This window comes from Enterococcus sp. DIV2419 (genome assembly GCF_051711865.1).
Classification (GTDB): Bacteria; Bacillota; Bacilli; order Lactobacillales; family Enterococcaceae; genus Enterococcus; species Enterococcus faecalis.
The window spans coordinates 101,575-128,070 of record NZ_JBIONS010000001.1 but is presented as its reverse complement, the minus strand read 5'-3'; the positions used below and the strand labels follow the sequence as shown (position 1 = coordinate 128,070).

Genomic DNA, 26,496 nt, shown 5'->3' with positions numbered 1-26,496 from the left:
TTTTTAAGCATTAAACTTCCAACAAGATCCTTTTTATTTTCCTGCTTTTCTATTAATGGTGATAGCTTTCCACCACCACTTCTTTCAGTCTACAATAAGAACAGGAACATTTCAATAAGGCATTCCTAAATTGATTGTTGGCCCTCAAACAAATCTTCTTCCGTTAAAGAAGACTGGCACGAATCAAGCTTGATTCGTGCCAGTCTTTATAGATAACTCGTTAGCTATAACTAGTTTTATTTAACCACCATATACTCACGATAATTTTCCGAGAACGTATCCATTAGCGTATAAATTCGTTCAAAATCATAGTCACGACGAGGGTCATCATACCAAACACATTGAATACTTCCAATAATTGGAAGATTCGGGCTACCTGCTGGCACATCTGTAAATGCTTTTTTCGACATATTTGCTAAAGCATCGTCATATTGATAAATGCCAGAATCAACATTGCCAGCTACCCAATACCACGCATCATTGGTATTAAAAATTTTGTGTCCTTTTTGAACAAAGTACTCAGGTTTGGCTACGTCATACCCACTCCAACCGGCTGTCCAATAAGAAATAATAATCTCTGGGTCAAATGTACCGAAAGAATCGTCGCTGTTGTAATAAATGCCATCATTGAAGCTCATTGGCTGCATGCCCGCATCTTTAATTATTTTAGCTAAATCATTCGCATAAGCGACAAAATCCTTGTAGCGCCCAGAAGATTGCAGTTTCGCCCAACCGCCTGTGTCGACATCATTTGCATACTCATCGCCACCAAAATTGAAAATTTCACTATGCGCGGAAAAATAAGCCACGTACTTACTGATAATCGCCTTTGTGAAATTCATTGCCTTTTGGTTCCCTAAATCTACTGTTCGTTTTGAGCCATCAAAAGCGGGATTTTTAATCGCTAGTTTTTCCATGGCCACTAACAAGGCATCCATATGTCCTGGACTGTTAATCACGGGAATGATGTTGATGTTGCGCGCTTTCGCAAAAGCCAACAACCGATCCATTTCTTTTTGTGTTAACGCGTTGCCATTATGATCATTGTAATATGCGTTGTTGCCTCGTTGGATTGCTTTTGAAACCCGGTTGTGGTTGTATTTTTTACCATTCACATTGACCGACATATCATCCAAGATAAACCGTAAGCCATCATTTCCTAAAATTAATTGGACATCTGTGTACCCATTTTGACTGGCTTTGGCCACTAATTCTTCCAGTTGTTCCACGGAAAAATACTTTCTTCCCGCATCAATGGAAAAGACACTTTTTAAAGGTTGTGTTTGTTTCTCTTTTAAATTATCCAAAGCTGTTTGGACCTCCGTTTGCCAAGTAGTCACTTGCGCGGCTGTATACGTTTTTCCCGCAAGTTCTGTTGCGACTGACTCTTTTGTTGTTTGTAGTGCTTGAATCGTTTCTGGTGTATAGCTTTCTGCCTTTTCAATGGCTGCAACTGCTTGATCCAACGCACGATATAAAGTGGTTAAGTCAATGGCTAACAGGCCTTTTTCTAATTCAGCATCATAGGTATTTGAAATCCCTTGGCCATAATCGCCACCTAAAATAGCTTTATTCACATCATAAAGCGTCGTTGCTTGTGTCACTGCTTCTGCGGCTTTATTTTGTGCTTCAAGGTCTGTGTTGGCGTAGCTAATTCGTTTTAAATAGTGTTGCGCAGCCGCTTTCATCTCTGCAAGAGAAACGCCTTTACTCTCTGCAATGGCCGTTTTTGTCCAAAGTAAATTGGAAGGTTTTATCTGATTTAAATCGTCTTCATTATAGGTGCGACCATCGCGATCTAAGGCATAGAGGAACATGCCCCCTAAATTATTTTCATAAGAATAACGAGCTACTTTATACATGTTACTTTCCATATACGGCTCTTTTGTGTCATACCAGCGGTTGCGATCTTGCTCTTCTGGGAAAGTTAATCCTGGAACAAATCGTTCCCCATTGAGAACCGGACTTAAATTATTTAATGCTCGTTGCGTGCGTTGGTCATCACTACCATACTGTTGATACGCGAGAAAATCGAAACAGTCACTGACATCTTGTAAAGGTGGTAAATATTCTGCATTGGTATCATACAAAAATGGACGATCCGTTCCCGACTTCGGTCCAATGTATTTTGATAATGCACGAATGACACCATTAGATAGAACAATATCTTTTTCACTTGGACGAGTTTCCATGTCAATATCTAACCCATCAATTCCTAAATCATCGACAAATTTGGTTAACAGCTCTTTCGCATAAGCATCAAATTCTGCTTCTGTAGGCGTTGTTCCTGCATAAGGAACTTTTAATAGCTCGCTGTAATCAATCCCACGAACTAAACGAACACCTCGTGCATGTAATGCTGGCGCATACTCATTTTTTAACGTATCATAAAATGGCTGTGCAAGTGCTTCTTGTCCTTTTGGCACATAACTAAAGACATTCACAATGTCAATACCATAAGGAATATCGTGCATCGTTAGCCAATTTTCATCTGGCAATGTTGTATTAACTCCTTGCATCGTTTTGTCACGCCAAGCCCGATAATAAACCATAAAATGTTTCTCTTGGGTCGGCTCATTGGCTTGGCTGATCATTGGTTGATGAAACAGACTAAATAAGATAAACGCCAAGCCAACCAATAACGAAAGACCCAGCCAACTGACAATTGTTTCTCTGTTTTCTCCTTTTCTTGTCGATAAATTGTTCCCCACTTTGAACACCATTCCTTTCTGCACTCCGTTCATTTTTGTGTATCCGCCAAAAAAGAAAGCGCATACACAACCATCAATAGAATAACAAAAAATAACGAATTTGCAAAATAGAAACTGGAAAAATGAGGATTTTCTATAAAAATCTTTTCCCGCCTAAAATCACTTTCGTTAGGCGGCGTTTAAATGTAAATTTTGAGACTTGCAAGAAAAACAGGCCTATTTTTCTTGCAAGTCTCCTTTACTTAGTCGTGATCAACATCGGCGATTTTCACAACAATTTTCCCTTGTGCTCGTCCTGTCAGTGAATAATCCACCGCTTCTTGAATTTGGCTAAAAGGAACGACTCGGTCAATTATCGGCTGTAATTTTCCCTGTTCAATGAACTCAGTGAGTAAAGCTAATTGCTCGCCATCTGGACGCATAAACAAAAAATGATAACTAACATCTGTGGCTTGCTCCAATCGATGAATCTTGCGAGTAGCTATTTTAAAGGCCCATTGTTTCCAAAGCGGCAAGCCATACTCTTTAGCAAAACGTTCGTTGGGAATGCCTGACAATGTAACGACTTTTCCCTGAGGTTTAACCACTGAAAAAGCTTTTTCTAAGATTGTCCCCCCCATTGTATCAAACACATAATCATAGTCGGATAAAACTTCTTCAAAATTTTGTGTCCGATAGTCAATCACTTCATCTGCTCCCAACGCTTGAACCCATTCTTTATTTTTACTACTCGTTGTGGTGGCAACGTAAGCGCCTGCTAGTTTTGCTAATTGAATCGCAATGGTTCCAATCCCTCCTGAACCTGCTTGAATCAGGACTTTCTGGCCTGGCTGTACATTCATAATATCATGTAGCGCTTGATAACTTGTCAAACCGACTAACGGAATGGCCGCAGCTTCTTCAAACGTTAAATTTTTCGGCTTCATAGCTACAGCCGCTTGATCCACTGCAATATATTCAGCAAAAGTTCCCACGCGATTTTTGGGTACTCGCCCGTAAACTGCATCGCCCAGCCTAAAATTTTGAACATTTTTTCCAACAGAGACAACAATCCCAGCAAAATCACTGCCTAAAATCAGTGGCATTTGATAATCTAAAAGCATCTTTACTTTGCCATCTTTTGTTTTTAAATCAATCGGGTTGATACTGGCAGCGATAATTTTGACCAAAACATCATTGTCATGAATGGTGGGTAAGGGCACCTCCTCGATTGCTAATTCTTTTTGTCCGTATTTATGAATTAAAGCGGCTTTCATCATTGAATCTTTCCTCTCTTTCTATCCCTTTTATCGGTTTAAAAGTTTAAACCTTTAATCAATTAGTATCTTAACGAAGAATGGGATCCACGTCAAGTTTCAGCCCTCAGCGTATTTTATTGACAAAAAACACGAAAAATGGTTTAATCGTTTAAAAATACGAACCAAAGAGGCGAAAGAATATGAAAGAATTAGAAGAAATTCAAACAGAATTTACTGCGCTTAGTGATTTTTTAATCGCATTGGGTGATGAAAAACGCCAAGCAATTATTATTGCACTGTTAGAAGACCAGGCCTGTGTTGGCCGTCGTGTCACTGAGTTAACAGAGGCGACACAGCTCTCACGACCCGCTGTTTCTCACCACTTAAAAATTTTGAAACAAGCCAAATTAATTGATTGTCGCAGTGAAGGAACTAAAAATTATTACTCACTTTCTCACGATACCACCAAAATTGAGCAACTCCAACAACTATTGACCCACATTACGTCGATTATGCCAGGGAGGAAGCAAGCATGAAAAAAATTCTCGTGGTCCTCACAAACGTTTCCCGTTATCACGGCACCGAAGAACCAACGGGCCTCTGGCTAGGTGAAGCCACGGAGTTCGTGGAAGAAGTAACCAAAGCAGGATTTTCAGTTGACTATGTTAGTCCCCAAGGAGGCTATGTCCCTTTGGATCCCCGGAGTATGAAATATGTAGATTCATCCATTATGGCGGTTTATGAAAGTGCCGATTTTCAAGAACGAGCGCTAGCGCATTCCCTCTCTCTTGAAGAAATTGATCCAGATGAATACGCAGCGATTTACTTTACAGGAGGCCATGGCGTTATGTGGGACTTTCCTGATAATCCTCAGTTGCAAGCAATCACTCGTAGCCTTTACGAACAGGGCAAATACCTAGCTTCTGTTTGTCACGGAATTGCTGGTCTTTTAAATGTCAAAGATGCGTCAGGAAATTATTTGATTGCAGATAAAACCATTACTGGCTTCACAACTGCAGAAGAAATTTTAGCCATGAAAAAAGCAGTTGTTCCTTTCTTAAACGAAACAATTGCCAAAGAACATGGTGCTACTTTTGCGAAAAAGCGTCCCTATAAAGAATTTGCGTATCAAGATGGCCGTATAATCACTGGGCAAAATCCTTTTTCTGTCCGCGCTGTCGCAAAATTGTTAATTCAACAACTATCAAAATGAAACAACAGCGACTACTTTTAGGTAGTCGCTGTTGTTTCATTGCTTCTTCTTTTTTCCGAAAGCCGAAGCCCTAACATAAAAAATTTTTGATTAGCTAAAGAGTAACATCGCGCCAATTAAGATAATTAGGTTAATTAAGCCTAAGACAATCATTGGTTTGGCCATGAATTTTGTCCAAGTGGCATATTGAACTTTGGAAATTTCCAAACCACCCATTACAACACCAGATGTTGGCGTGATCAAATTAATCAAGCCACAACCTGAAGCAAAAATCATAACCATCACTTCTGGACTTAAACCAATGTTTTTAGCTAACGCACCCATTACAGGAATAGAAACGTACGCTAAACCAGAAGTTGAAGGAATTAGGAAAGATAAACCTAAGTATAAAACAAAGGCACCGATGACAAATAAGACTGGGGAGAGTCCTTGTAATAAGCCTGCCGCTTTATCAAGGATAAATGAATCTAAATACGTTTTAGACATCAAAACAGATGCCCCGCGAGCAACTACGATAATTAAAACAACGGATAACATATCTTTGGCACCGTCGATAAATGCTTCAATGGTTTCTTTTTCAGTAAAGCGACCAATCAAGGCAGCAATGATCCCTAAAAGGAAGAACCACATCGCTAAGTCGCCAAAGTACCAGTCACCGAAACTGTTGCCTGTTAAAACAGACGTCCAGCCTTTGAAAATCGTCACTCCAAAGTCGTTCCATGGAATTAAGGAAACAATCATAATGACAAAACAGAAAGCGAATACCATTAAGATTTTTTTATGACGATTCGTAAATGGCATTTCTTTCGACGCTGCTTGTCCATACGTTTTTTCCATATCCTCTTGTTCTTGTAAAGATAAAATTGTTGAACCTTTGTCCGCCTTCACTTTTTTCGCATAACGCATCACAATGAAAATAGAATAGCTAGTAGAGGCCGCCCACAAAATAGCACCGACAATTAAAATAATTCCTGTATTCGGCTGAATGCCAATACCTCGCAACGCATCCATCGCTACCCCTGTGGAGAAAGGGTTAACCGTTGAACCGATAACACCTGATCCTGCACCCAATAGTACAGTACCCACTGCGACAAACGTATCAAAACCAGCGGCGACCATGGTGGCACTCAATAAACCATAAAAAGGAATTGTTTCTTCTGCCATTCCATAAGTCGAACCACCAATAGAAAATAAAATCATTAAAATCGGAATGATTTTCAATTCGTTCCCTTTTAACTTTTTAACGACTGATTGAATCCCTGCTTCAAGAGCCCCAGTTTGTGTCACAATATTTAAAAAGCCACCGAGTACTAAAATAAAAATATTAATTTCAATGGCATCTTTAAACCCATTGAATGGAGCCATGATAATATCCGATAATTTGGCCCCTACCACGTGGTCAACCATTTTGCCATCAATTTCTCTTGGGGTAAATGGCTGGCCATTTAGCAAGACCGTTACGATACCTAAAACAATTAAAATAATAAATAAAATACTAAAAGACGAAAGCTGTTTTTTGTTTTTCTTCTTTTTTTCTGCCATATCCTTTTATACAGGAACCTACTTTCCTGTATCTCCCTTCTCTATGATTAATTACTCAATCGATCAATAAAGAATGGCGTATCTAGAAAAGTTAAGAATTTATGACTGTAGCTAATACGGTTCATTTGGACTAATTTTTTCATAACACTGCTTGCTGTTTCCCGCGTAGTTCCACTCATCCGTGCAATGTCATTAATGGTAATTGGACAAGTAATTGCAACGCGTTCTCTGTTGTCAATTCGTTCTCCTAAATCATTTAATAACATCGCCAGTGATGTCACAATCCGTTCACATGCATCATTGGTTGTTCCTTTTTGGATTTTGATCATACTTTCTTTTAAAAGGACCGATTGTTCTTGAATCCAATGAATCAATTGCTGGGGATTATTTTGGAGAAAACGCTCAAACAGTTTAACTGGCACAAACACAACCTCAATATCCGTATAGGCAATCGCGGAGTCGTAATGAACCTCATCTTGAAACAGTCCGATTCTCGGAAAAAGAGCCTGCTTTTTCATAAAATGCAGATAGGAAAAATTACCACTGCGATCATTTTTTTCAATTTTAATGACACCTGAAACCAATAAAATTAAATGATTTCTCGGATCACCTGGATAAAAAAGGACTTGGCCTTTTTTATAGGAGCGAACGAAACTCTCGTTGCGCAATTCTGTTAGTTCTGATTCAGAAAAGTATTGAAAATCTTGATTATTTTTAGTGATTATTTTCTCTATCATCATCTTAATTCTCCTAAATACTATACTTTATTTTGTCACAACCGTTCCTACGATTTCATCGCCGCTCATACTTCCTAAGTTTTCCAAAGAAGTGATAATTGCTTGTTTATTGGGTTGGCTTTCTACAAACTGAATGGCGGCTTCAATTTTCGGTAACATACTACCTGGTGCAAAATGACCCGCTTGTTTGTATTCTTCCAACTCTGCTACAGTGACATTGGTTAATTGTTTTTCATCTGGTTTGCCATAATTAATACACACATAATCCACGCCAGTTAAAATAACTAGTGCATCCGCATCCACTAATTCTGCCAGTTTTTCAGAAGCAAAATCTTTATCGATTACTGCTTCGACACCTTTTAATTCTTGTCCTACGACAGGGATGCCGCCACCACCACATGAAATGGTAATTATATCATTTTTTATTAAGGTATTAATAGTCTCAGCCTCGTGGATATCAATTGGCTTAGGACTTGGAACGACTTTGCGCCAGCCACGTCCTGCATCTTCTTTAAAAATAGCACCTGCTTGCATTGCTTCTTTGGCTTCAGCTTCTGTTAAAAATGGACCGATCGGTTTTGTTGGATTTTTGAATGCCTCATCTGCTGGATCTACGACCACCTGTGTTAAAACAGTAGCCACTTGTTTCTTGATTCCTGCTTTGTTTAATTCTTGATTAAGCGCATTGGACAACCAGTAGCCGATACTTCCTTGTGTCATAGCAACACACGTATCTAGCGGCATCGCTGGATTTTTTTCAGAATCAGCTGCTTGTTGTTGCAATAATAGATTACCGACTTGTGGACCATTGCCATGTGAAACAATCAACCGATGCCCTTGTTTAATTAAATGAACTAAATAGGCAGATGTTTGAACTAATGCTTGCTGTTGTGCATGTGCGCTAGCATCATTTGAAAGGATGGCATTTCCGCCTAGTGCAACGACCATTTTTTTCCCCATTACAAATCCTTCTTTCCTATCATAATAAAGAATAGGCCGCCCTTCAAAAGAAACTCTTAAAGGGCGAAACAACTATTCTTTTTTCAATGTTTTTTCAGTTGCTTCCTACACACGAGGAATGAATAAGTTGCCTAAAGTAGCTGCCATGATTGCTTTAATAGAATGCATTCTGTTTTCTGCTTCTTCAAATTGACGACCATATTTACTGCGGAAGACTTCATCCGTGATTTCCATTTCAGTAATGCCGAATTTTTCAGCAACCATTTCACCGTATTGTGTTTTCGTATCATGAAAGGCTGGCAAACAGTGTAATACGATTAAATCGCCATCCATATTTTCGGTTTTTTCTAACATAGCCATATTAATTTGATAAGGTTTCAACAGATTGACACGTTCTTCAAATTTATCTTCTTCACCCATGGACACCCAAACGTCTGTATATAACACGTTGGCTCCTTTAACACCTTTAGCAACGTCGTCTGTAATCATTAATTCTGCACCAGATTCTTTCGCAAATTCTTTTGCATAATTAACGACTTCATCAGAAGGGAACAATTCTTTTGGTGCACAAATGCGAACATTTACGCCTAAAATAGCACCTGTCACTAACAAACTGTTTGCCATGTTGTTACGGCCATCGCCGACATATACTAAAGTAATTCCTTCTAAACGACCAAAGTTTTCTTTCACTGTCATAAAGTCCGCAATCATTTGTGTTGGATGCCATTGATCCGTTAAACCATTCCAAACAGGAACACCAGAATATTTCGCTAAATCTTCCACTACTTCTTGACTAAACCCACGGAACTCAATCCCGTCAAACATACTACCTAAAACAATCGCTGTATCTTCAACAGATTCTTTTTTACCTAATTGAATATCGTTGGCGCCTAAATACTCAGGATGTGCCCCTAAATCAATCGCTGCTGTAGTAAATGCAGAGCGTGTCCGTGTCGAAGTTTTTTCAAATAAAAGAGCGATATTTTTTCCTTCTAAATAGTGATGTGGAATCCCTTTTTTCTTCAATTCTTTTAAGTGAATACTGAAGTCTACCAAATACTCTAATTCTGCTCTTGTAAAATCTTTTTCTGCTAATAAACTACGTCCTTGAAATACTGAATTCATGATGATTCCTCCTATTTTTGGGTGTTTTTTAAAGATCTTCACGGTAAAGTGGCATACTCATACAACGAGGGCCACCACGGCCACGTACTAGTTCACTTCCTGGAATGTAATTCAATTTCACGCCTGCTTCTTCTAGCGCTTTATTCGTAATCGTATTCCGATCGTAAACAACAACTTCCCCAGGGGCAATTGCTAATGTATTTGAACCGTCGTTCCATTGTTCCCGGGCTGCTGCTGTTAAATTTCCAGCGCCGCAACGGATTAATTGAACATTGTCTAAATGCAAGTATTTGCATAAAATGTTATCTAATGTATCTTTTTCTTTTGTAATTTGGATGTCTCCATCTGCTTTTTCAGTGATCGAGTAAACAACCAAGCCGCCTTCGATTTCTGGATGAATCGTAAATTTATCATAGTCAATCATGGTAAAAACGGTATCTAAATGCATGAATTTACGATGTTCACCGATATCAAAAGCCAAGATATTTTTGAACCCTAATTTTTGTTCAAAAATATTTCTCGCAATTTTTTCAATTGACGCGGCATCCGTTCTTTGAGAAATCCCAATGGCCACTACTTCTTTTGAAAGAATTAATTCATCGCCACCTTCAATTCTGGTTGATTCTGAACGATCATAGACTCTAGGAACCTCTTTTCCAGCAAAACGAGGATGATAATCAAAAATGTATTGCCCAAAAATGGTTTCCCGTTGTCGAGTTACTGAATACATATGATTTAAAGAAATCCCGTGCCCCATTGTCGCAAAGTTATCACGCGTGAAGTATAAGTTAGGCATTGGATCAATAATGAATGGATAATCCGCTTCAACCATATCTGTTAAAAATTCTTGCTCATATTTAGGTAATTCTTGTTTTTGAATGCCAGCAATCGCTTTTTGAATAAGTTCTTCGTTGTCGTCAATTTCTAACATTAACTCTCTAACCTTTTCTTTTGCTGATTCGCTGCGAATATTGGCTTCTTCTAAGAATTGGTCAATAAATTGTCGGCGGACCTCTTCATTAATCAACGCTTCAGCAGCTAAGTCCTCTAAATAGACCACTTCGATATCTTTTGATCGTAACAACTCTGCAAATGCATCATGTTCTGCTTGTGCTTTTTCTAAAAACGGAATATCATCAAACAACAGTCTCTCCAGATAATCTGGCATTAAATTTTCTAATTCCTTACCTGGACGATGTAACATCACTGTTTTCAATTTCCCGATTTCAGAAAATACATTAATTGGATGACTCATGTGAAATAACCTCCTCAACTTAATTACAAACACAGAATAACAGACCTGATTAACCTAGGACGTGAGCCATTTGCCAAACAAAATACCAAATATACAACGGTATTCTTTCTTATGCATATTTCTAGCCTAAAAGAATGCGCTTTCATAGATATTCTAAAAAAATAATGCATAATTAAATAAAAAAAAATGCATTTATTCAAAAAAAATTATTTCTCCATGTACTTCATAAAGTTATAATCTTATAGAGGTAAAAGGAAGGGAGCCAGAAGTCAAAACGACTTCTGGCTCCCTTCCTTTTATGCGTTACTTTTTGACAAAGGTGGTGGCTGAATAAATTGTTGAAAATACTGCTCTAGTTCTTGTGCTTTTTCCTCGGATGATGAAACAATAATAACAGTGTCGAAGCCAGCGACAGAACATTTCTTTTCACACAAAGACACTTCATCAAGTACAGCTGAAAACAATGTTGCGTTGTCTGGTAATGTATGAACCACTAGTAAAAAGGCGACACGTTCAACTTTGGTCACTACCTCACGAATTGCTTGTATCAACTGTTCTTTTTTTCGTTCTTCTAAAGAAGTGAATTGTTCAAAAATCGTTAACCGCATCTCGCCAGACTCATCCAATGCTTTGACGACTTTTAATTCCCATAAATCCCGTGAAATCGTTGCTTGTGCGACATTTATCTCGCGCTTTTTTAATTCTCTTAACAACTCATTTTGACTATGAATTACAGTTGTTTGAATGATTTCTTTAATCAAACTTTGGCGTGTTTGCTTATTCACAAATAACACCCTTCCTCCAGACATTTACAAAGCAATACTAGCAGAATCTCTCTAATTAGAATAGAAAAAGGGTCGTTTAGCTAAAAGGCTCTCATTGACTTTGTCGGATATTTCGCATTTAAAAAAGTGAGACTTGCACAATTTAGTAAAACGTTGTACAGTGATTTTAGGGAATTACTGGCACCGTTTTAAATAACAGCAATGATGTTTTTTTGCATGATTAACTGAACTGGAGGAAAGTAATGAACCGATTAAAACGCCAAACGATGATTAAGCGATTGGTCACAGAAAATGAAATCCATACACAAAGTGAATTACTAGCATTATTGGAAAAAGAAAATATTCACACCACGCAAGCAACTATTTCTCGTGACATTCGTGAGCTGAATTTAAACAAAGTAGACAATGGTCAAGGAGAAGCCTATTATCGTATCTTGAATAATTCTGCCCTTCGTCCAAAATATAAAACAGATGAAGAACGTCTTGTTGACATTATTATTGAAACTGGTGTTTCTTTAACACAAATAGAGTTCACAAATCTTTTAACCGTCTTACCAGGCAACGGGCAAGCCATTGGGGTTTTAATTGATCGCATACGTATCCACAACCCTCATATCTTGGGCTGCATCGCTGGGGATGATACCATCTTAATTCTTTCAAAAAATAAAGAAGATGCCCTTGAAGTTAACAACTATTTCCAGCAGTATTTGTACCACCCATAATTCATCACTTAGTAAAATCGACTATTCTTTGACATCATTGCTATTTTTATTAAAGATAAATAAAAAAAGGCGTCTCAGTGAAAGCTGAGGCGTTTTCTCATGAGTTTTTCTTTTGAACACCGTCTTTTTTTTGTATAATAATCAAAAAGCAAAGAAAGGGTTTCTTATGACTGAACAATTCATACTCACTTCAAACGATCAACAAACTCAGCTCAATGTACGTCATTGGCCCTGTCCTTCACCCAAAGCCGTAGTTCAATTGATTCACGGCATGGCAGAGCATATCCAACGTTATGATGAATTTGCTCGTTTTTTAAATCAATTAGGGTTTGCCGTAATTGGTCATGATCATCTAGGTCATGGCGAATCTGTACAACCAAGCGCACCAATCTATGGTTTTTTTGGAGAACAAGGGCCTGAAAATGTCGTTACAGATATTCATCAAGTGAAACAATGGGCTGTGAATCGCTATCCACAATTGCCCTATTTTATGATGGGTCACAGCATGGGGTCTTTCGCCTTGCGCAACTATCTGCAAGACTATCCTGTGACTGTGCAAGGAGTCATTTTCATGGGCACTGGAACAAGTCCGTTACCTTTAACCGCAGCATTGCCTTTTATTAAAAAAATGGCCGAGAAACAGCCGAAAAAACCAGCTCCGTTCATTGATAAGCTGGCATTTGGTTCTTTTAGTAAAAAATTTCCTGAAGCAAGTTCCTTTAATTGGCTTTCTAAAAATCAAGCCAATGTCGCTGACTATGAAAATGACCCATTAATGGGCTTCGTATTTACCAATAATGGTTTTGCTACCCTTTTTTCGCTTGTTAAACGAGCCAATCAAAGGAATTGGTACCAAGCGATCCCAAAAGAATTGCCTATTTTAATCATTAGTGGCGCTGAAGACCCAGTTGGTGATTTCAGCAAGGGGCCAGCGAAAATTCAAAAGCAATTAAAGCATGCAGGTTTTCAGCACGTGACGTTACGACTATTTCCCACATTGCGTCATGAAATTTTATTAGAAACGGAAAAAGCTACAGTTTTTCAAGAAATTGGGCATTGGTTAACGGATTTAACGAATAAAAAAAGAAGGTTGATGTTGTGACATCAACCTTCTTTTTTAATCTATTTTCGTTAAACCGCCCATATAAGGACGTAGAACTTCTGGAATCGTTACGGTGCCATCTTCATTTTGATAATTTTCCAAAATGGCAGCCACTGTTCGACCAACAGCAAGTCCTGACCCATTAAGAGTGTGGGCATATTGAACATGACCCGTTTTATCACGATAACGAATCAACGCCCGACGTGCTTGGAAGTCTTCACAGTTTGAACAAGAACTAATTTCTCGATACGTTTTCTGTGCCGGAATCCAAACTTCTAAATCATAGGTTTTCGCTGCCGAGAAGCCCATGTCACCTGTCGAAAGAGTAATCACTCGATAAGGGAGGCCCAATTTTTCTAAAATGTCTCCAGCATTGTTGGTCATTTTTTCTAATTCTTCATAGGAGTGTTCTGCATCACTAAATTTAACCATTTCTACTTTATGGAACTGGTGTAAACGAATTAATCCTCGGGTATCACGACCTGCGCTACCCGCTTCCGAACGAAAAGAAGGACTTAAAGCAGTAAAATAAATCGGTAACTCTTGCGCCTCTAAAATTTCGTTATTATAGTAGTTAGTTAACGGGACTTCCGCTGTGGGGATCAGCGTCAAATCACTTTCTGCAACTTGGAAGACATCTTCTTTGAACTTAGGAAACTGACCGGTGCCAAACATTGCTTTGCTATTGACCAAATAAGGAGGAATCACCTCGGTATACCCATGTTCATTAACATGTTGATCTAACATAAAATTATAGACCGCTCGTTCTAAACGAGCCCCTAAGCCTTTGTAATAAAGAAAACGGCTACCAGATACTTTCGCGCCTCTTTCAAAATCTAAAATTCCTAAGGCTTCACCGATTTCCCAATGTGGTTTCGGTTCAAATGAAAAAGTTTTCGGCGTACTCCACCGCCGAACTTCTACGTTGGCGGCTTCGTCTGCGCCAACAGGCACGCTCTCATGAGGTAAGTTAGGCAAACGTTCTGCAATTGCTGTGCATTGTTCTTGCAAATGAACAACTTCTTGGTCTAAAACTTTAATTTGCTCGCTAACTTCTTGCATATTTAGCAATTGTTGTGAAGCATCTTTTTGTGCACGCTTTAATTGTGCAATTTCTCCTGATACCTGATTACGGTGTTTTTTCAGTTCTTCAACTTTAACAAGTAACGCTCTTCGTTCTTCATCTAAAGCCAAAAAGCGTAATAAAACTTCCTCGTCCACACCACGTGTTTTTAACTTTTTCTGCACTACTTCTACATTTTGGCGAATTTTTTTCATATCCAGCATCTTATTTCCCTCTTCATGATTAAATTTTAAACAATGGTGAATTTTACTTTTTCAAAAATTTCATTCTTCATTCGTTGGCCAGTCGCTGTGCCAGCTAAGCCACCTAAACCCGTTTCTCTCAATTCTCGTGGTAATTGACGGCCGACTTTATTCATGGCTTCCACCACTTCATCTGCTGGTATTTTATTTACAATTCCAGCTAAAGCCATATCTGCAGCGATTAACGCATTGCCTGCACCTACTGTATTTCGTTTGACACAAGGAATTTCGACTAACCCAGCCACTGGGTCACAAACTAAACCTAATAAATTCCCTAAAGCCATAGCAAAAGCTTCAGAAGATTGGCGTGGTGTTCCGCCAGCCGCTTCAACAGCTGCAGCGGCGGCCATCGCTGAAGCACTGCCTACTTCGGCTTGACATCCACCAACAGCACCAGCAATCATCGCATTGTTGGCTGTGACCATCCCAAATAAAGAACTGGTAAATAAGAAACGAATTTGTTGATCACGCGTTAAATTCAAGGTATTTTTAATCGCTGTTAAAACCCCTGGTAAGGTGCCACTTGCACCAGCGGTTGGCGTTGCGCAAACAACGCCCATTGCTGCATTGACTTCATTAGTACCTAGTGCGGCTTGAACTGCAGACATCATTAAATCACCTGATAACGTTTTGCCAGCTGCGCGGTATTTTTTTAAACGAGCCGCATCACCGCCCGTTAACCCAGTAGGAGAAAAAACGCCTGCTCCTTCTTGCGAGCGTTTGACAGCAGCATCCATGACATCCAAATTTTGACCCATCTGTGTCCAAATTTCTTCATAGCTTTTTTGGCTACGCTCCATTTCTTGCTCAATCATCAAATCAGAGATTTTTTTTCCTGTTTTTTCAGCTTTATCGATAAATTCTTCAATCGAAAGGTACATATGTCAAACTCCTATCATAATAAGATTATTTTCGATGTGTCATCTAGTGAAAACAGTTGTTCTTTCACCGAGGAAATTGGTGCCGAATCTAAGTCAAAGATGAATAAAATTTGATTTCCTTCCACATAACGAGACACCGCATTCACTTGAATATTATTTTTTTGTAACGTATCTTTAAAAGCTTGCATCGCCTGCTCGTCTTGATTAATGACTAACAAAATAGGTAAAGGACCATGTAGTTGGACATTGAAACCGTCTAATTCAATGTATTTCACCTCGATAGTGCCGCCACCTACAGAAATTCCTGTTAAATGAATTTCGTGCGTTGCATCACTGAGTGTCACACATGCTGTATTAGCATGCTTCACTGGACTTTCTTCACTCATTTCTAAAAATTGAATCTCGATTCCTTGTTCTTCCGCAAGTTCAATGGATTGTGTTACGTTGGCATCATCTGCTGCTAGTCCAAGAATTCCGCCAATAATTGCAAAATCAGTTCCATGTCCTTTATGCGTGTCTGCAAAAGATTCATAGTATTTAATCACAATTTTTTCTGGCGTTCCGCCGAATAACTTTCTTGCCGCTAAGCCAATTGCTAAGGCCCCAGCTGTATGCGAACTAGAAGGACCAATCATAATAGGACCAATAATGTCAAAACAACTTTTGTAGTTCATTACTTTGTTCACTTTTTTAGGTTTATTGATGGCCATAGCTGTGTTCATACGTAACTCCTCCTTTGGTTTTTACTGCTTCTTTTTCTTTTTCACTGGTTACTTCCGTCGTTCCTTCAAATTCTGGTGTATTATCCACCGCTTCAATTCTGTAACGTTTAAAGACCAGCGCACCTAAAAATCCAAACATCAGACTGACCACTGTGATAATCGCTACTGCTAGTAAAGTCGTTTGAATGGCATTGTTACCTAATGTCACAAGTAAACCAGCCCACGGCGTTGCCATTCCTGTCACAGGTACTTTTAAGCCAAAGAAAGTCACTACAATACCACTAACCATTCCTGAAAATAAATTCGTTGCGTAAATAGGAATTGGATTGGAGCTGATGATATCGACTTGTGTTAATGGCTCAATTGCCACAGCTAACGGGGTTGAAGCTGTGCCTAGTTTTAACTTTTTAAATAGCGCCGCATTGACAATGGAACTGCCGTAACAAGTCAACGCACCGACAGCCATTGGTACACCAGTCAAACCAATCAAGGCAGTTAAAACCATTGAACTTAACGGTGTCATACCAACAATCGGGATAATAGCACCTAAAATTGCGCCCATCACATATGGATTGCCATCTACTGCACTTAAAATCGTGCCCCCAATAACTTCTAGGACACCTAATACAACGGGTTGAATAAAACCAGCAACTAACGAAGCAGCGACTGGAATGACTAAAATAACGACTAATAAGTCAATCCCTTCTGGAATACGTTTTTGCATCTGCTCAACAACAAAAGATAAAAGATACGCGGTAATAAAAGCTGGTAACAAGCTGACTTTAATCAATGACAGACCTAAAATAATTGAAAAAACTGGACTAATCCCGAAAGCCAGCGGCACAAGAGCTCCAGCTGCTAAACCACCTAGACTACCCATAGTTTCACCAATTTGCGACACATAATCTAAATGAAAAACGCCGCCTACTGCATACCGCAAAAATGCCTCTGGTAGAAAGGTGGCACAAGCTGCACCAGACAAAGCACTTAAAGATTTTTTCCCTCGCGGTGCTTTAAAAGAGAATAGGGACATGCCACATAAAACTAAGACTAACATCAAGATTCCTGATAACGTTTTCATTTCTTTGCCTCCAACTATATTTTTTTATAACGGATGGTACTCCTGAATAAAATTTTTATTGCTCAACAAGTGAAAGAATGAGCGAGCATTTCGATGAACTAAAGTACAATGAGTGATAAAAATTTTATTCCACATTCAGAGTATACGACTAAACAAAAGTTTAGTCAATGTATTTTTTTAACGTAAAGAATCTTATTGCTTTTCCATTAAAAAAGTATTACACTAAAATTAATTTCAGTGTAGGGGAGGATATCACTTGGAGTCATATTTACGTTTAAGTGAAGTAGATAAACAAATCTTACATTCACATGCCTTAATGCTTGATGGATTAGGGAACTTCTTTGGTAGTACCCATGAAGTCATTCTTCATAGTTTAGAAAATTTGGAAAGTTCAGCTATCAAAGTCATCAATGGCCATTTCAGTAACCGCAAGGAAGGTGCCCCCATTACTGATATGGCGTTAAAAATGTTAAGTCAAGTAGAGTCGGAACATGATTACGCTGTGAAACCCTACTACAATAAAAATCAAAAAGGGGTTATTTTAAAATCTTCCACCATTCCAGTTATCGGTGAAAATGATCGTATTATTGGATTGATCTGTATCAATATGCATTTAGAAATGCCATTAATTGATTACTTGCAAGACTTATTACCTTCAGGACAACAAAATGATATGTCCCAAGAGCTTAAAAATTCTGAACATTTTTCTGACAATATTGACGAATTAATCACTACTTCACTGTCAAAAGTAAAACAAGCAGTAGAAAGCGATCCAAATGTATCACATTTGAATCAAAATAAAGAAATTGTTATTCGTTTATATGATCAAGGAATTTTTAATCTCAAAGATTCTGTCATAAAGATTGCCGATCGATTAGGTATTTCAAAAAATACCATCTATTTACATATCCGCAATCATAAAAAAGAAGAAGCTTAAAACATCAAAGCCACCAACGCTAACTAGCGTTGGTGGCTTTGATCACTTCTCTTCTATTTTAATTTGGTAAATCAAACAAGTAAGGTGTCCCTATTTCTCCATTTAACGTAACATCTAAGCGATTTTTTGTGCCGGGAACTAAATTACTGGCTGTGAAATTCCCTTGGGCATCCGCAGTAAAACTTGCTAAAATCACCCGCGCATCATCTGCACGTGACACTAAAATAGTTGCATTCGGTGCTGTTTTACCAGAAATTGTCCCTTGTTTCGGATCAATCGTAATATTGCTAAAAGAAAGCGCTGCTTCTTGTCCTGAACTTGGAATATCAATTTGGACAGGTGCACTATTCCGTTGATCAACGGTTGCGATTAATTGAGTAGTCGCTCCCGCTCTGGGACTAATTACTGTAAAATTGCCATTGGCATCCGCATAAAAAACACCTGCTTGTGCAGAAGCATCACCGACTACCGTTGCTGTAATGGTTGCATTAGGTAATGTAGTACCATTAATTTCATTTCTTTCAGGATTGAAAACAACATTGGTAATTGTAATGTTTGTATCAGGTGCTTGGTTTTGAGGGACTTCATTCGTTTCATCAGTTCCTGCAGAAGGCTGCGTGGCATTTTCTGACGGATTTTCCCCTGTCACATTAGAATTTTGACCCGTGACAGACGAATGACTACTTTTCATTTCTTGTTGGCTAGAGGATTTCTGCGTGGCTTTCTTTGTTTCTTGCTTTGGCTTAGAATCATTTGTGCTTGCTGTTTTTTTGTTTCCACATCCTGCTAGACTTAAAGACAATACACTGAACGTTAACATACTGAACAAAGCAATTTTTTTCATTTTTCGTTACCTCCAGAAATCTTTTTGTAACATTAATGTAACATTGTTTTAAAAATCTAGCAATAATTTTTCAACCGTTTTCCTTTTTGTTTAAAAAGAAAAAACCTGCACAAAGGCATTTAGCCTTTGTGCAGGTTTTTATCTGCTAAATAGATTTAATGTTTGCGATAGCTTAAATAGTAAAAGCCAGAAACAAAAATGGCACCACCAATGATATTACCTAAATAAACAAAAATAAAATTACGGAAAAAATCCCCCCACTGAACGCCGCCTTCGAAAATTGCGGCTGGAATGATGAATGCATTCGCCACACTATGCTGAAAGCCAATTGCAACAAAAATCATTACTGGAAACCAGATGCCTAATAGTTTCCCCGCTGCATCTTTCGCACCATAACAAAGCCATAAGGCCAGACCTACGAACCAGTTACAGCCAATACCTGAAATAATTGCTTGAAGCCAAGTTGCTGCAACTTTATGTTCTGCAAGAGAAAGAACCTGATTTAAATAGGCACCGCTACTGGTTAAACCTAAATAATGGCCAAAAAAATAGGCAACAAATAGGGCGCCAACTATATTTGCCAATGTGATTGTGACCCAGTTCACGAGTAATTCTCTGAAAGAGACCTTTTTAGCAAACCAAGCCGTACTCACCGCCATCATATTTCCTGTGATTAACTCACCACCAGCCATTAAAATAACAATTAGACCAATTGGGAAAACCGCAGCTCCCACTAAAGCTTGAACACTGGCTAAATCTGCTGGAATAGAGGCGGAAACACGCACATAAGCCAAATAGCCGAGGGAAATCATGGCCCCGCCGATAAATCCTAAAATGAGTTTTGCTACCAAAGGCTTTTGAATTTTTTTCTGACCATTTTCAATACTGATACTTAAAATTTCATCTGGTGTATACAAACATTTCACTTCCTTTGTTTTTTGTCCTCCTTTACTTTACCCTTATATCACAGAAATTCAAGTACTTTTGTGTATTTTTTCACTAAAAACTGTAGTTCTTTTAATTTTATATAAAAACATCCTGAAACAAGTCCCATTTCTTGTTTCAGGATGTTTACTTATCCGTTTTTAAAGAGTTATCTTTTCACTTTAAAACAATAGGTTGCTATGGCTAACGATAAAAAGCTCAGGCCTAGGAAGCTCCCAACTGCTGAAGATTGTTCCCCTGTTTTGGGGAATTTTTTCTTGGCAATTTTGGTCGTATTATCCGCTTTTTTGACTGTTCCTGACGATTCTTGATTCGTCTGCATCTGTCTAGTTGTTTGGTTTTCTGCTGCAGATTCCTTTGTTTGACTAGCCTTGGCAGAGGGCTTTGAATTACTTTGAGCGTCATTAGGATCTTGATTAGACTCTACCGCGTAAATGACAGAATTTTGGCCTTTGTTTTGGCTACTTTCGTTTACAGTGCTTAGGGTGCTACTCTCACTTGTACTGTTGGTTGCGCTGGTCGTACTTGAAGCACTGCTTTCGCTGGTTGTGCTTGTTTCGCTGGTTTTGCTTGGCGTGTTGCTTTCATGCGTATTGCTTGGTTCACTTGGCGTGCTTGAGGTACTACTTTCGCTGGTACTACTGCTTTCACTTGTCGTGCTTGAGGTGCTTCTTTCGCTAGTATTACTGCTTTCACTTGTCGTGCTTGAGGTGCTGCTTTCGCTGGTATTAATGGTTTCGCTAGTTGTACTTGGCGTGCTGCTTTCGCTGGTATTACTGGTTTCACTTGTCGTGCTTGAGGTGCTGCTTTCGCTGGTATTAATGGTTTCGCTAGTTGTACTTGGCGTGCTGCTTTCACTCGTACTACTGCTCTCACTTGTCGTGCTTGGCGTGCTGCTTTCGCTGGTACTACTGCTTTCACTTGTCGTGCTTGAGGTGCTGCTTTCGCTGGTACTACTGCTTTCACTTGTCGTGCTTGAGGTGCTGCTTTCGCTTGTGTTACTAGTTGTCTCTGTTGATTTTTCAACTAACAGAAGTAACGCCGTTTTTATGGTTTGTGTTAATTGATTAATACGCTTTTGTGCATCTGCAGGCGTTTTAAAGCCACCAAGTGTTGGCTCTAATAATTCTTCATCTGACCAAGCAAGCAGTTGTTGTAACTGCTTAGAGCTTCTTTCGCCAGTTGTTGTATCTATTAAGGCTTCTTGCATGGCTTGCCAAGAGTCTGTGGTATATACAGATTCGTCTAATTTATGAACGCTTGCCAGTTCATTTTCTGCTTCTGCACGCTCTAGCGTGATATCGGCTTTTTTGACTAATACTTTCATTGCAGATTGCAAATTACTTGTTAACTGATCCACTTGTTTTTGGGTTTTGTCCCCACTCTCCTGACCTTCTGCTAACAATTGTGTCGCCTGCTGATAATAGGAAGGAACAATCGTTTTAGGCCCAATGGCAGTGAATAACTGCCAAGAGTAAACCGTATATTGGTTTGCTTCACCAATCGAAGCATAAACGGTTTGTAGTTGGGACAAATCAAGCTTTTTTGCCGGGGCCTCTACCGTCACCGGTACGTTCACTGTTACCAATGACCCTGTTTCATAAGTTAATTGAACAGTCACTTTTTGTTGGCCGATTTCATTTAAGACCTCTGGATTGACGATTTTAGCGGCTGGGACTGCTTCATCCGCGTCATTTGTATTAGCAACCAGTTGCTGCGGATCGATTGATTGTCCTTGCACAATCGTTGTAGCCACAGGGGTTGCTAAAGTATTTCTAACCGGAATTGGCGTATTTTTATATTGCTCATAAAGCGTTGGTGAAATTAATGATTCCCATGTTGCTGGCATTAAGCGATAGTCCGCCTCTGTCCAATTTTCTACCAATAATTGGCCGTTTTTAAGGCCATCATCTCGAGTATTGTCTTTCACAAAACTCGTTTCTGGTCGGAAACCACCGCCACTAGCGATTAACAATTCCCGACGTCGGTTTTGCGGAATATTATGGTAGTTAACAAACTGATTGTTGATAAATACGCCATTGAACACATTGTTATTTCCTGTATGTCGATTGTATTCCATTCCAATTGCATATTGATTATCCCAGTATTTCCAATCAAAAATGTTATTAGCCACTAACCAGTTAGAGAGTTCTGAAATAGCACCCTCTGCTTGCGTTTCTGCTAAACCAATCTCTGGTGTTCCATACATAATGAGACCTGTATTTCGCAAATAATTATTCATAATCGTAATATTACGACCTGATTTAAACTTAAATCCGCCAGCTGGACCATTTTGTAGTCCACGTAAATGATTCCCCACCACCGTGATGTTTTGAGCGCCACGGAAATAAATTGCATGATCTCCCACCAGACCATTCAAGTCTTCATTATCATAAGGTGAATAGAAAAAATTATGTTGAACAGTTACATCCTTCAGCATATTAAAAGAATTAACCCCGGTGGATAGATAGTTTTGTTCATTAGGTACTGAAATAGCACCAGCTTCAATGGCTGTTTGCAAACGTGTAATAGTCGCTGCTAAGTCTGAACGACTGGTGCTTTTAATCGCATCTAATTCCGTCACTTTTAACCCAAATAAATTGTCCACGATGTCTACATCTGACATATACTGGAAGCGACTTGGTGTTGAATAACCACCAATGTAAATCGCTCGGTTAAAATCAATCCCTGGCTGCATATGTGCTGTGTCTCGCATGAAAATATTGCCTGAAATCTTAACGCCAATATCTGCATTTAAATTGACCACGAATCCTTTTAATGGATTATAAAAGATATTGTTTGCTAGCGTTAATTGATTCGTCAATTTTAAGGTCACATTGATGCCGTCAAAAGCAATATTTTGAAGTCGTACATTGGTTTTCGTCCCGTACGTTGTGTCTGTTAGCTGAATCGGTGCACCTGTAGCATTATGTAAAATAGTGGCTCCTGTTGTATCGCCAATTAATTGATAATTTGAAGAAATCGCAATATCTTTTGACAGAGCATAACTTCCCTGTGGTAAAAATAATGCCCGTCCTTCCTTTGCTGTCTGACTCAGTAATGTCTGTAACTTCTCTGTTTGATCCTCTGTGCTATTAGGTACCATCGCTTGCGCACCAAAAATTGTTGCATCTGTTGCATCAACTGGTTCAGCCGCTTCAGTCACCATTGGTAGACCAACCACCGTCAATAAACCAAATAGAAGAATAAGTATTGTTTTCTTCATGTGTTTTCCTCTTTTCATTCCGTTACTTCCAACGGCTTATTTTGTAAAAGTTGATACAGCGTAATAACACGACTGTCTTCGTATGCATAAATTTGTTTGAATTTTGGATTCATATGTAAGATACTTGTTACCTTTAACAAGTTTTGATTTGTGACTTCTAATTCTAAGGCCTCAACCAATTCCTTTAATCGAACACCGGCACTATTTTCTTCACAACTTAAGATTTCTTCAATTTGTTCCATCCGTTTTTTCATTCTATCCCGCCTTCCTTCCCTTGCTCTTTCTATTATATAGAAAAATTCTTGTGAGAACCCTCAATATTTTTTAACTGCCTGTTAAAAAAAGTAGTAGTTCCTTTACTATCAATAGCTAATCATCTATTATTTACGATAAAAAAAGCAAAAAAAGTACCTTTTTGACATAATTTTCAGAAGAATTGACGCAGTATTTATTAAAAAACAACGAGAAAACGTCAATAAGTAGGTGTTGATTACCTACTTATTGACGTTTTCTTCTTGTCTTTTTTTACTTTTTAGAAAAATTTTTTTACAATTTATCGGACATATACCTCAAAAAAGCCCATTTTTTTGATTTTTTATTAAAGTGACGTGGTTCTTTTCTCGTTAATTTTTACTATTTTTTGGTTCAAACGATTATATTGCTCAAACGTTAACTCACTTGAAAGTAAAAAGATCTCTGGATGGCCCGTTTCTACATCTGCCAAAGAAGTCACTAATAGTAAATCAATATTTTGCCATTCTTCTTTGCTTGCTTCACTGTATCGTAAGACTTCCAATGCATAAAACCGACGAAAATTATTTTCAATCGAAAGTTTCACCCGTTCTTCTTCCAGTACTGGCAAGCCTGATTTTAACCCTAAAACAATTTTTTGTTCACGATGAATTAAATCATTAGAAAGCGCCAAAACACTAGAATAACGCAAAGCCAAAAATTCTTTATTTGTAAATAATTCATTGCCTGTTTGTTCGTAAAGTTGATTTAAGCCTTGGCTTAATTCTTCTAAAAGAACTGGATATTTTTCTTTAACTTTATTCCAAAAGACATTGTACATTTTCACATTTTGGACATAGTAAAGTTCGGCAAATAAATGTGTAGCAAACAAATAATAAAAAATTTGCGGACGAATTTTCTCCAATTGCGGCGTCATGTGTATTTCTTCTAATAAGAAATGTTGGACTAAATGAGTCAACATGTAAACAGGTGCTTCAGTCTCATCAAAATGCGCTAAAATTGCTTGTGCAGTTGCTTCATCTTGATAAAATTGGTCATTGGCTAACAAGAAAAAGTACACAAAAGTTAAATCGTTTTTGTTAAGGAAAAGGGTTGTAGCTGTCATCTCTTCTATAAAGGCTTGGTAATGTTTATTACCTTCTAAATAAGTTTCTTGCTCGGCTGAAGGTCGATATTCGGCGCCTTGCGCACTACGGACTTTTGAGATAGCGACCATATATTTAACTCGGCGTATCACCGTTTCCGCAACTTCTACGTTGAAAAAAGCCATCATTTTTTGGACAGTTTGTGCGACTTCCGTTTCTTGTATATAGTCAAAAGGCCAAGTATCACGGATTAAGTCCATAAAAATAGTGTAAGCAAAATGGCGCAAATACGCTTCATTGCCTTCAATTTTCCAGGTGCTTTTATTAATCACTAACCCCAATGGCGCTAAAATTTCTGTAAACCCTTTAAGCAAGCGCCGAATCGTGGCATCACTGGTATGATATTTTGTTGTCGCTGGCACAATCCCATTAAATCGACCCCAGAATAAATCTTCCATTACTTGATAAGTTAAACTATCCCGAAAAATTGCTGTATAAAGTTTCTGGAACGCTTGGCTAGACGCCAAGTTCAAGCGATAGCCATGCCCCTTTTCAAAAGCCAAAGAAGCATCATTATCCACAGCATAATACGTAATGTCATCTTTTAGAAGCTCTACGTATTTTTTGACTGATTTTTTGTTTAATTGTAATTCTTCTGCTAACTCATTGATGTCAATCCAGCCTTCATTAATTGGCAAGTTTCTTAAAATAATAATTTTAGAAACGACATCTGTATCGAATATATCAACATATTCATCCCATTTCACTGTTCACTCAACTGCCTCTCTTCTGTTCTATTGTACACAAAATGAGAAATCTATTCCATGAAAAAATAACAGTTGTTTCTTTTATTCTTTCGTAGATGTGGACGTTTCAGGAACAAACACGTTGAGTCCCCCAGCTTCCACCGTTACTTTAATCGGTAAATCATCGGTAGGATCGCCATCTGTTCGTGTTTGGACTTTCTTGTCTTTTTCGCCACTAATTTTAAATTGACTCCCAGAGAAATACACGACACCAGGAATTTCATTTAATTGTCCTCTGATAATTTTAGGTAAATAATAGACAAACTTGTAAAAAACTAACTTAGGCAAAATGATAATGTGGACTTCGCCGTCATCTGGCGTAGCATTGGCATCGAAATTGGTAAAGCCGCCAGCAGAATTCGTCATGGTCATCGTTAATAATTGGGCTTTGCCATGCCAACGTCTTTCATCGCCATCAATTTTTAGTTTGTATTTTTTCTTTTTCATTAATAAGCGGAAAAATTGCTTTGTAAAGGCTAAAGGACCATATTTTTGTTTCTCCTGTTGGGTCACATTTGCTGCTGTATCTGCTAATAGTCCAATCGTTAAGGTCGAAATCATCACATCTTGATTTACCATTCCAAAGTCAACTGGTGTGGTCTGTCCTGCCAAAATGGTCTCAAAGGCGTCTTCTTCTTTCAAAGGAATACTTAACACACGTGCAAAATTATTGACTGTTCCACCTGGAATAATCCCTATTTGATAGTCACGAATGGTGTCTTTAAAATTTTGAACGGCATGATGAATGGTCCCGTCACCACCAATGACGACCAAGACACCCACTTGATTTTCTTTGGCATTTTTCCGCATTTCTTCAGGATCAATGTCTGGATTGGAAGGTTGCAAAATAACCGCTTCCCCTCTCGCTTCTGCAGCTTTTTTAAAGCGTTCTGCAATCTCTTTACTTTCACTACTTCCTGAAGTTTCGTTGTATAAAACCATCATCTTTTTCATCATTCTATCCTCATATCTCTAACTAAATTTCTTGCACATGTAAAGTG

Annotated in this window: 23 protein-coding genes; 5 read left to right on the top strand and 18 right to left on the bottom strand. The window is 38.5% G+C overall.

The window, feature by feature from the left end:
• Positions 1-236: 236 nt before the first annotated feature.
• On the bottom strand, positions 237-2,744 hold the full coding sequence (locus tag IGI97_RS00545) for an EndoS/ChiA family endoglycosidase (protein ID WP_438737780.1): 2,508 nt from the start codon (positions 2,742-2,744) through the stop codon (positions 237-239).
• Between the two features lie 209 nt (positions 2,745-2,953).
• Positions 2,954-3,970: an NADP-dependent oxidoreductase gene (locus IGI97_RS00540; protein ID WP_438737778.1), complete on the bottom strand. Its 1,017-nt coding sequence runs from the start codon at positions 3,968-3,970 to the stop codon at positions 2,954-2,956.
• A gap of 179 nt (positions 3,971-4,149) precedes the next feature.
• Between IGI97_RS00540 and IGI97_RS00535 the strand changes: the two genes are divergently transcribed.
• Positions 4,150-4,485: an ArsR/SmtB family transcription factor gene (locus IGI97_RS00535; protein ID WP_002356136.1), complete on the top strand. Its 336-nt coding sequence runs from the start codon at positions 4,150-4,152 to the stop codon at positions 4,483-4,485.
• Entirely contained in the window at positions 4,482-5,162 is a 681-nt protein-coding gene (locus tag IGI97_RS00530; protein WP_141410264.1) for a type 1 glutamine amidotransferase domain-containing protein, read from the top strand. Before IGI97_RS00535 ends, IGI97_RS00530 begins: the two co-directional genes overlap by 4 nt.
• A gap of 90 nt (positions 5,163-5,252) precedes the next feature.
• Here the strand turns inward: IGI97_RS00530 and IGI97_RS00525 are convergent, their stop codons facing one another.
• From IGI97_RS00525 to IGI97_RS00500, 6 genes are all read right to left on the bottom strand, one after another.
• Positions 5,253-6,704 carry a YfcC family protein gene (locus IGI97_RS00525; RefSeq protein WP_002356134.1) on the bottom strand — a complete coding sequence of 484 codons (1,452 nt, stop codon included), beginning with the start codon at positions 6,702-6,704 and terminating at the stop codon, positions 5,253-5,255.
• Positions 6,705-6,751: 47 nt separating this feature from the next.
• Positions 6,752-7,444, bottom strand: coding sequence for a Crp/Fnr family transcriptional regulator (locus IGI97_RS00520; RefSeq protein WP_002356133.1), 693 nt, complete (start codon positions 7,442-7,444; stop codon positions 6,752-6,754).
• Between the two features lie 24 nt (positions 7,445-7,468).
• Positions 7,469-8,401: a carbamate kinase gene (arcC, locus tag IGI97_RS00515; protein WP_002356132.1), complete on the bottom strand. Its 933-nt coding sequence runs from the start codon at positions 8,399-8,401 to the stop codon at positions 7,469-7,471.
• A gap of 105 nt (positions 8,402-8,506) precedes the next feature.
• Positions 8,507-9,529 (bottom strand): ornithine carbamoyltransferase, encoded by a 1,023-nt coding sequence (gene argF / locus IGI97_RS00510; protein WP_160747730.1) that lies wholly within the window; start codon positions 9,527-9,529, stop codon positions 8,507-8,509.
• A gap of 25 nt (positions 9,530-9,554) precedes the next feature.
• Positions 9,555-10,781, bottom strand: coding sequence for an arginine deiminase (gene arcA, locus IGI97_RS00505; RefSeq protein WP_002356129.1), 1,227 nt, complete (start codon positions 10,779-10,781; stop codon positions 9,555-9,557).
• A 296-nt stretch (positions 10,782-11,077) separates the two neighbouring features.
• A complete protein-coding gene (locus IGI97_RS00500) occupies positions 11,078-11,590 on the bottom strand; it encodes an arginine repressor (protein ID WP_438737775.1) in 513 nt (170 codons plus the stop codon).
• 218 nt (positions 11,591-11,808) lie between these two features.
• On the opposite strand from IGI97_RS00500, the gene IGI97_RS00495 reads away from it, so the two are divergent.
• Together IGI97_RS00495 and IGI97_RS00490 are read left to right on the top strand one after the other, a co-directional pair.
• Positions 11,809-12,288: an arginine repressor gene (locus IGI97_RS00495; RefSeq protein ID WP_002356125.1), complete on the top strand. Its 480-nt coding sequence runs from the start codon at positions 11,809-11,811 to the stop codon at positions 12,286-12,288.
• 130 nt (positions 12,289-12,418) lie between these two features.
• A complete protein-coding gene (locus IGI97_RS00490) occupies positions 12,419-13,390 on the top strand; it encodes an alpha/beta hydrolase (protein WP_002390352.1) in 972 nt (323 codons plus the stop codon).
• Between the two features lie 15 nt (positions 13,391-13,405).
• On the opposite strand, the gene serS is transcribed toward IGI97_RS00490, so the two are convergent.
• The 4 genes from serS to IGI97_RS00470 are packed head-to-tail and all read right to left on the bottom strand — an operon-like array spanning position 13,406 to position 17,400.
• On the bottom strand, positions 13,406-14,677 hold the full coding sequence (serS, locus tag IGI97_RS00485; RefSeq protein WP_002361511.1) for a serine--tRNA ligase: 1,272 nt from the start codon (positions 14,675-14,677) through the stop codon (positions 13,406-13,408).
• 26 nt (positions 14,678-14,703) lie between these two features.
• The gene (gene sdaAA, locus IGI97_RS00480; RefSeq protein ID WP_002356122.1) at positions 14,704-15,597 is read right to left on the bottom strand and encodes an L-serine ammonia-lyase, iron-sulfur-dependent, subunit alpha; all 894 of its coding nucleotides are present in this window, start codon (positions 15,595-15,597) and stop codon (positions 14,704-14,706) included.
• A 14-nt stretch (positions 15,598-15,611) separates the two neighbouring features.
• On the bottom strand, positions 15,612-16,307 hold the full coding sequence (gene sdaAB / locus IGI97_RS00475; RefSeq protein WP_016616693.1) for an L-serine ammonia-lyase, iron-sulfur-dependent subunit beta: 696 nt from the start codon (positions 16,305-16,307) through the stop codon (positions 15,612-15,614).
• The gene (locus IGI97_RS00470) at positions 16,294-17,400 is read right to left on the bottom strand and encodes a PTS sugar transporter subunit IIC (RefSeq protein WP_002383466.1); all 1,107 of its coding nucleotides are present in this window, start codon (positions 17,398-17,400) and stop codon (positions 16,294-16,296) included. The genes sdaAB and IGI97_RS00470 overlap by 14 nt, the downstream gene beginning before the upstream one ends.
• A gap of 316 nt (positions 17,401-17,716) precedes the next feature.
• Between IGI97_RS00470 and IGI97_RS00465 the strand changes: the two genes are divergently transcribed.
• The gene (locus IGI97_RS00465) at positions 17,717-18,337 is read left to right on the top strand and encodes a helix-turn-helix transcriptional regulator (RefSeq protein ID WP_002396730.1); all 621 of its coding nucleotides are present in this window, start codon (positions 17,717-17,719) and stop codon (positions 18,335-18,337) included.
• Positions 18,338-18,395: 58 nt separating this feature from the next.
• Here IGI97_RS00465 and IGI97_RS00460 read toward each other — a convergent pair whose 3' ends face one another.
• The 6 genes from IGI97_RS00460 to IGI97_RS00435 all read right to left on the bottom strand — a co-directional run bounded on the left by IGI97_RS00460 (position 18,396) and on the right by IGI97_RS00435 (position 26,452).
• Positions 18,396-19,181: a lipoprotein gene (locus tag IGI97_RS00460; RefSeq protein WP_002356118.1), complete on the bottom strand. Its 786-nt coding sequence runs from the start codon at positions 19,179-19,181 to the stop codon at positions 18,396-18,398.
• A gap of 155 nt (positions 19,182-19,336) precedes the next feature.
• On the bottom strand, positions 19,337-20,098 hold the full coding sequence (locus tag IGI97_RS00455) for a formate/nitrite transporter family protein (protein ID WP_033624535.1): 762 nt from the start codon (positions 20,096-20,098) through the stop codon (positions 19,337-19,339).
• A gap of 176 nt (positions 20,099-20,274) precedes the next feature.
• Positions 20,275-23,370, bottom strand: a complete 3,096-nt coding sequence (locus IGI97_RS00450; RefSeq protein WP_438737773.1) for a glycosyl hydrolase family 28-related protein — start codon at positions 23,368-23,370, stop codon at positions 20,275-20,277.
• Positions 23,367-23,606 (bottom strand): hypothetical protein, encoded by a 240-nt coding sequence (locus tag IGI97_RS00445; RefSeq protein WP_113848629.1) that lies wholly within the window; start codon positions 23,604-23,606, stop codon positions 23,367-23,369. The genes IGI97_RS00450 and IGI97_RS00445 overlap by 4 nt, the downstream gene beginning before the upstream one ends.
• Positions 23,607-23,950: 344 nt before the next feature.
• Positions 23,951-25,456: a helix-turn-helix domain-containing protein gene (locus tag IGI97_RS00440; protein ID WP_078131105.1), complete on the bottom strand. Its 1,506-nt coding sequence runs from the start codon at positions 25,454-25,456 to the stop codon at positions 23,951-23,953.
• Positions 25,457-25,537: 81 nt separating this feature from the next.
• Entirely contained in the window at positions 25,538-26,452 is a 915-nt protein-coding gene (locus IGI97_RS00435; RefSeq protein ID WP_002387466.1) for a diacylglycerol/lipid kinase family protein, read from the bottom strand.
• Positions 26,453-26,496 lie beyond the last annotated feature (44 nt).

Bases quoted from the DNA above. Each gene is read 5' to 3' on its own strand.
- IGI97_RS00500 (WP_438737775.1), bottom strand. From the start codon at position 11,590: ATGTCTGGAGGAAGGGTGTTATTTGTGAATAAGCAAACACGCCAAAGT.
- IGI97_RS00520 (WP_002356133.1), bottom strand. From the start codon at position 7,444: ATGATGATAGAGAAAATAATCACTAAAAATAATCAAGATTTTCAATAC.
- sdaAA (WP_002356122.1), bottom strand. From the start codon at position 15,597: ATGTACCTTTCGATTGAAGAATTTATCGATAAAGCTGAAAAAACAGGA.
- IGI97_RS00470 (WP_002383466.1), bottom strand. From the start codon at position 17,400: ATGAAAACGTTATCAGGAATCTTGATGTTAGTCTTAGTTTTATGTGGC.
- IGI97_RS00445 (WP_113848629.1), bottom strand. From the start codon at position 23,606: ATGAAAAAACGGATGGAACAAATTGAAGAAATCTTAAGTTGTGAAGAA.
- IGI97_RS00495 (WP_002356125.1), top strand. From the start codon at position 11,809: ATGAACCGATTAAAACGCCAAACGATGATTAAGCGATTGGTCACAGAA.
- arcC (WP_002356132.1), bottom strand. From the start codon at position 8,401: ATGGGGAAAAAAATGGTCGTTGCACTAGGCGGAAATGCCATCCTTTCA.
- IGI97_RS00435 (WP_002387466.1), bottom strand. From the start codon at position 26,452: ATGATGAAAAAGATGATGGTTTTATACAACGAAACTTCAGGAAGTAGT.
- IGI97_RS00535 (WP_002356136.1), top strand. From the start codon at position 4,150: ATGAAAGAATTAGAAGAAATTCAAACAGAATTTACTGCGCTTAGTGAT.
- IGI97_RS00450 (WP_438737773.1), bottom strand. From the start codon at position 23,370: ATGAAAAGAGGAAAACACATGAAGAAAACAATACTTATTCTTCTATTT.
- IGI97_RS00545 (WP_438737780.1), bottom strand. From the start codon at position 2,744: ATGAACGGAGTGCAGAAAGGAATGGTGTTCAAAGTGGGGAACAATTTA.
- arcA (WP_002356129.1), bottom strand. From the start codon at position 10,781: ATGAGTCATCCAATTAATGTATTTTCTGAAATCGGGAAATTGAAAACA.
- IGI97_RS00525 (WP_002356134.1), bottom strand. From the start codon at position 6,704: ATGGCAGAAAAAAAGAAGAAAAACAAAAAACAGCTTTCGTCTTTTAGT.
- IGI97_RS00465 (WP_002396730.1), top strand. From the start codon at position 17,717: ATGCTTGATGGATTAGGGAACTTCTTTGGTAGTACCCATGAAGTCATT.
- IGI97_RS00460 (WP_002356118.1), bottom strand. From the start codon at position 19,181: ATGAAAAAAATTGCTTTGTTCAGTATGTTAACGTTCAGTGTATTGTCT.
- sdaAB (WP_016616693.1), bottom strand. From the start codon at position 16,307: ATGGCCATCAATAAACCTAAAAAAGTGAACAAAGTAATGAACTACAAA.
- serS (WP_002361511.1), bottom strand. From the start codon at position 14,677: ATGCTGGATATGAAAAAAATTCGCCAAAATGTAGAAGTAGTGCAGAAA.
- IGI97_RS00540 (WP_438737778.1), bottom strand. From the start codon at position 3,970: ATGATGAAAGCCGCTTTAATTCATAAATACGGACAAAAAGAATTAGCA.
- IGI97_RS00530 (WP_141410264.1), top strand. From the start codon at position 4,482: ATGAAAAAAATTCTCGTGGTCCTCACAAACGTTTCCCGTTATCACGGC.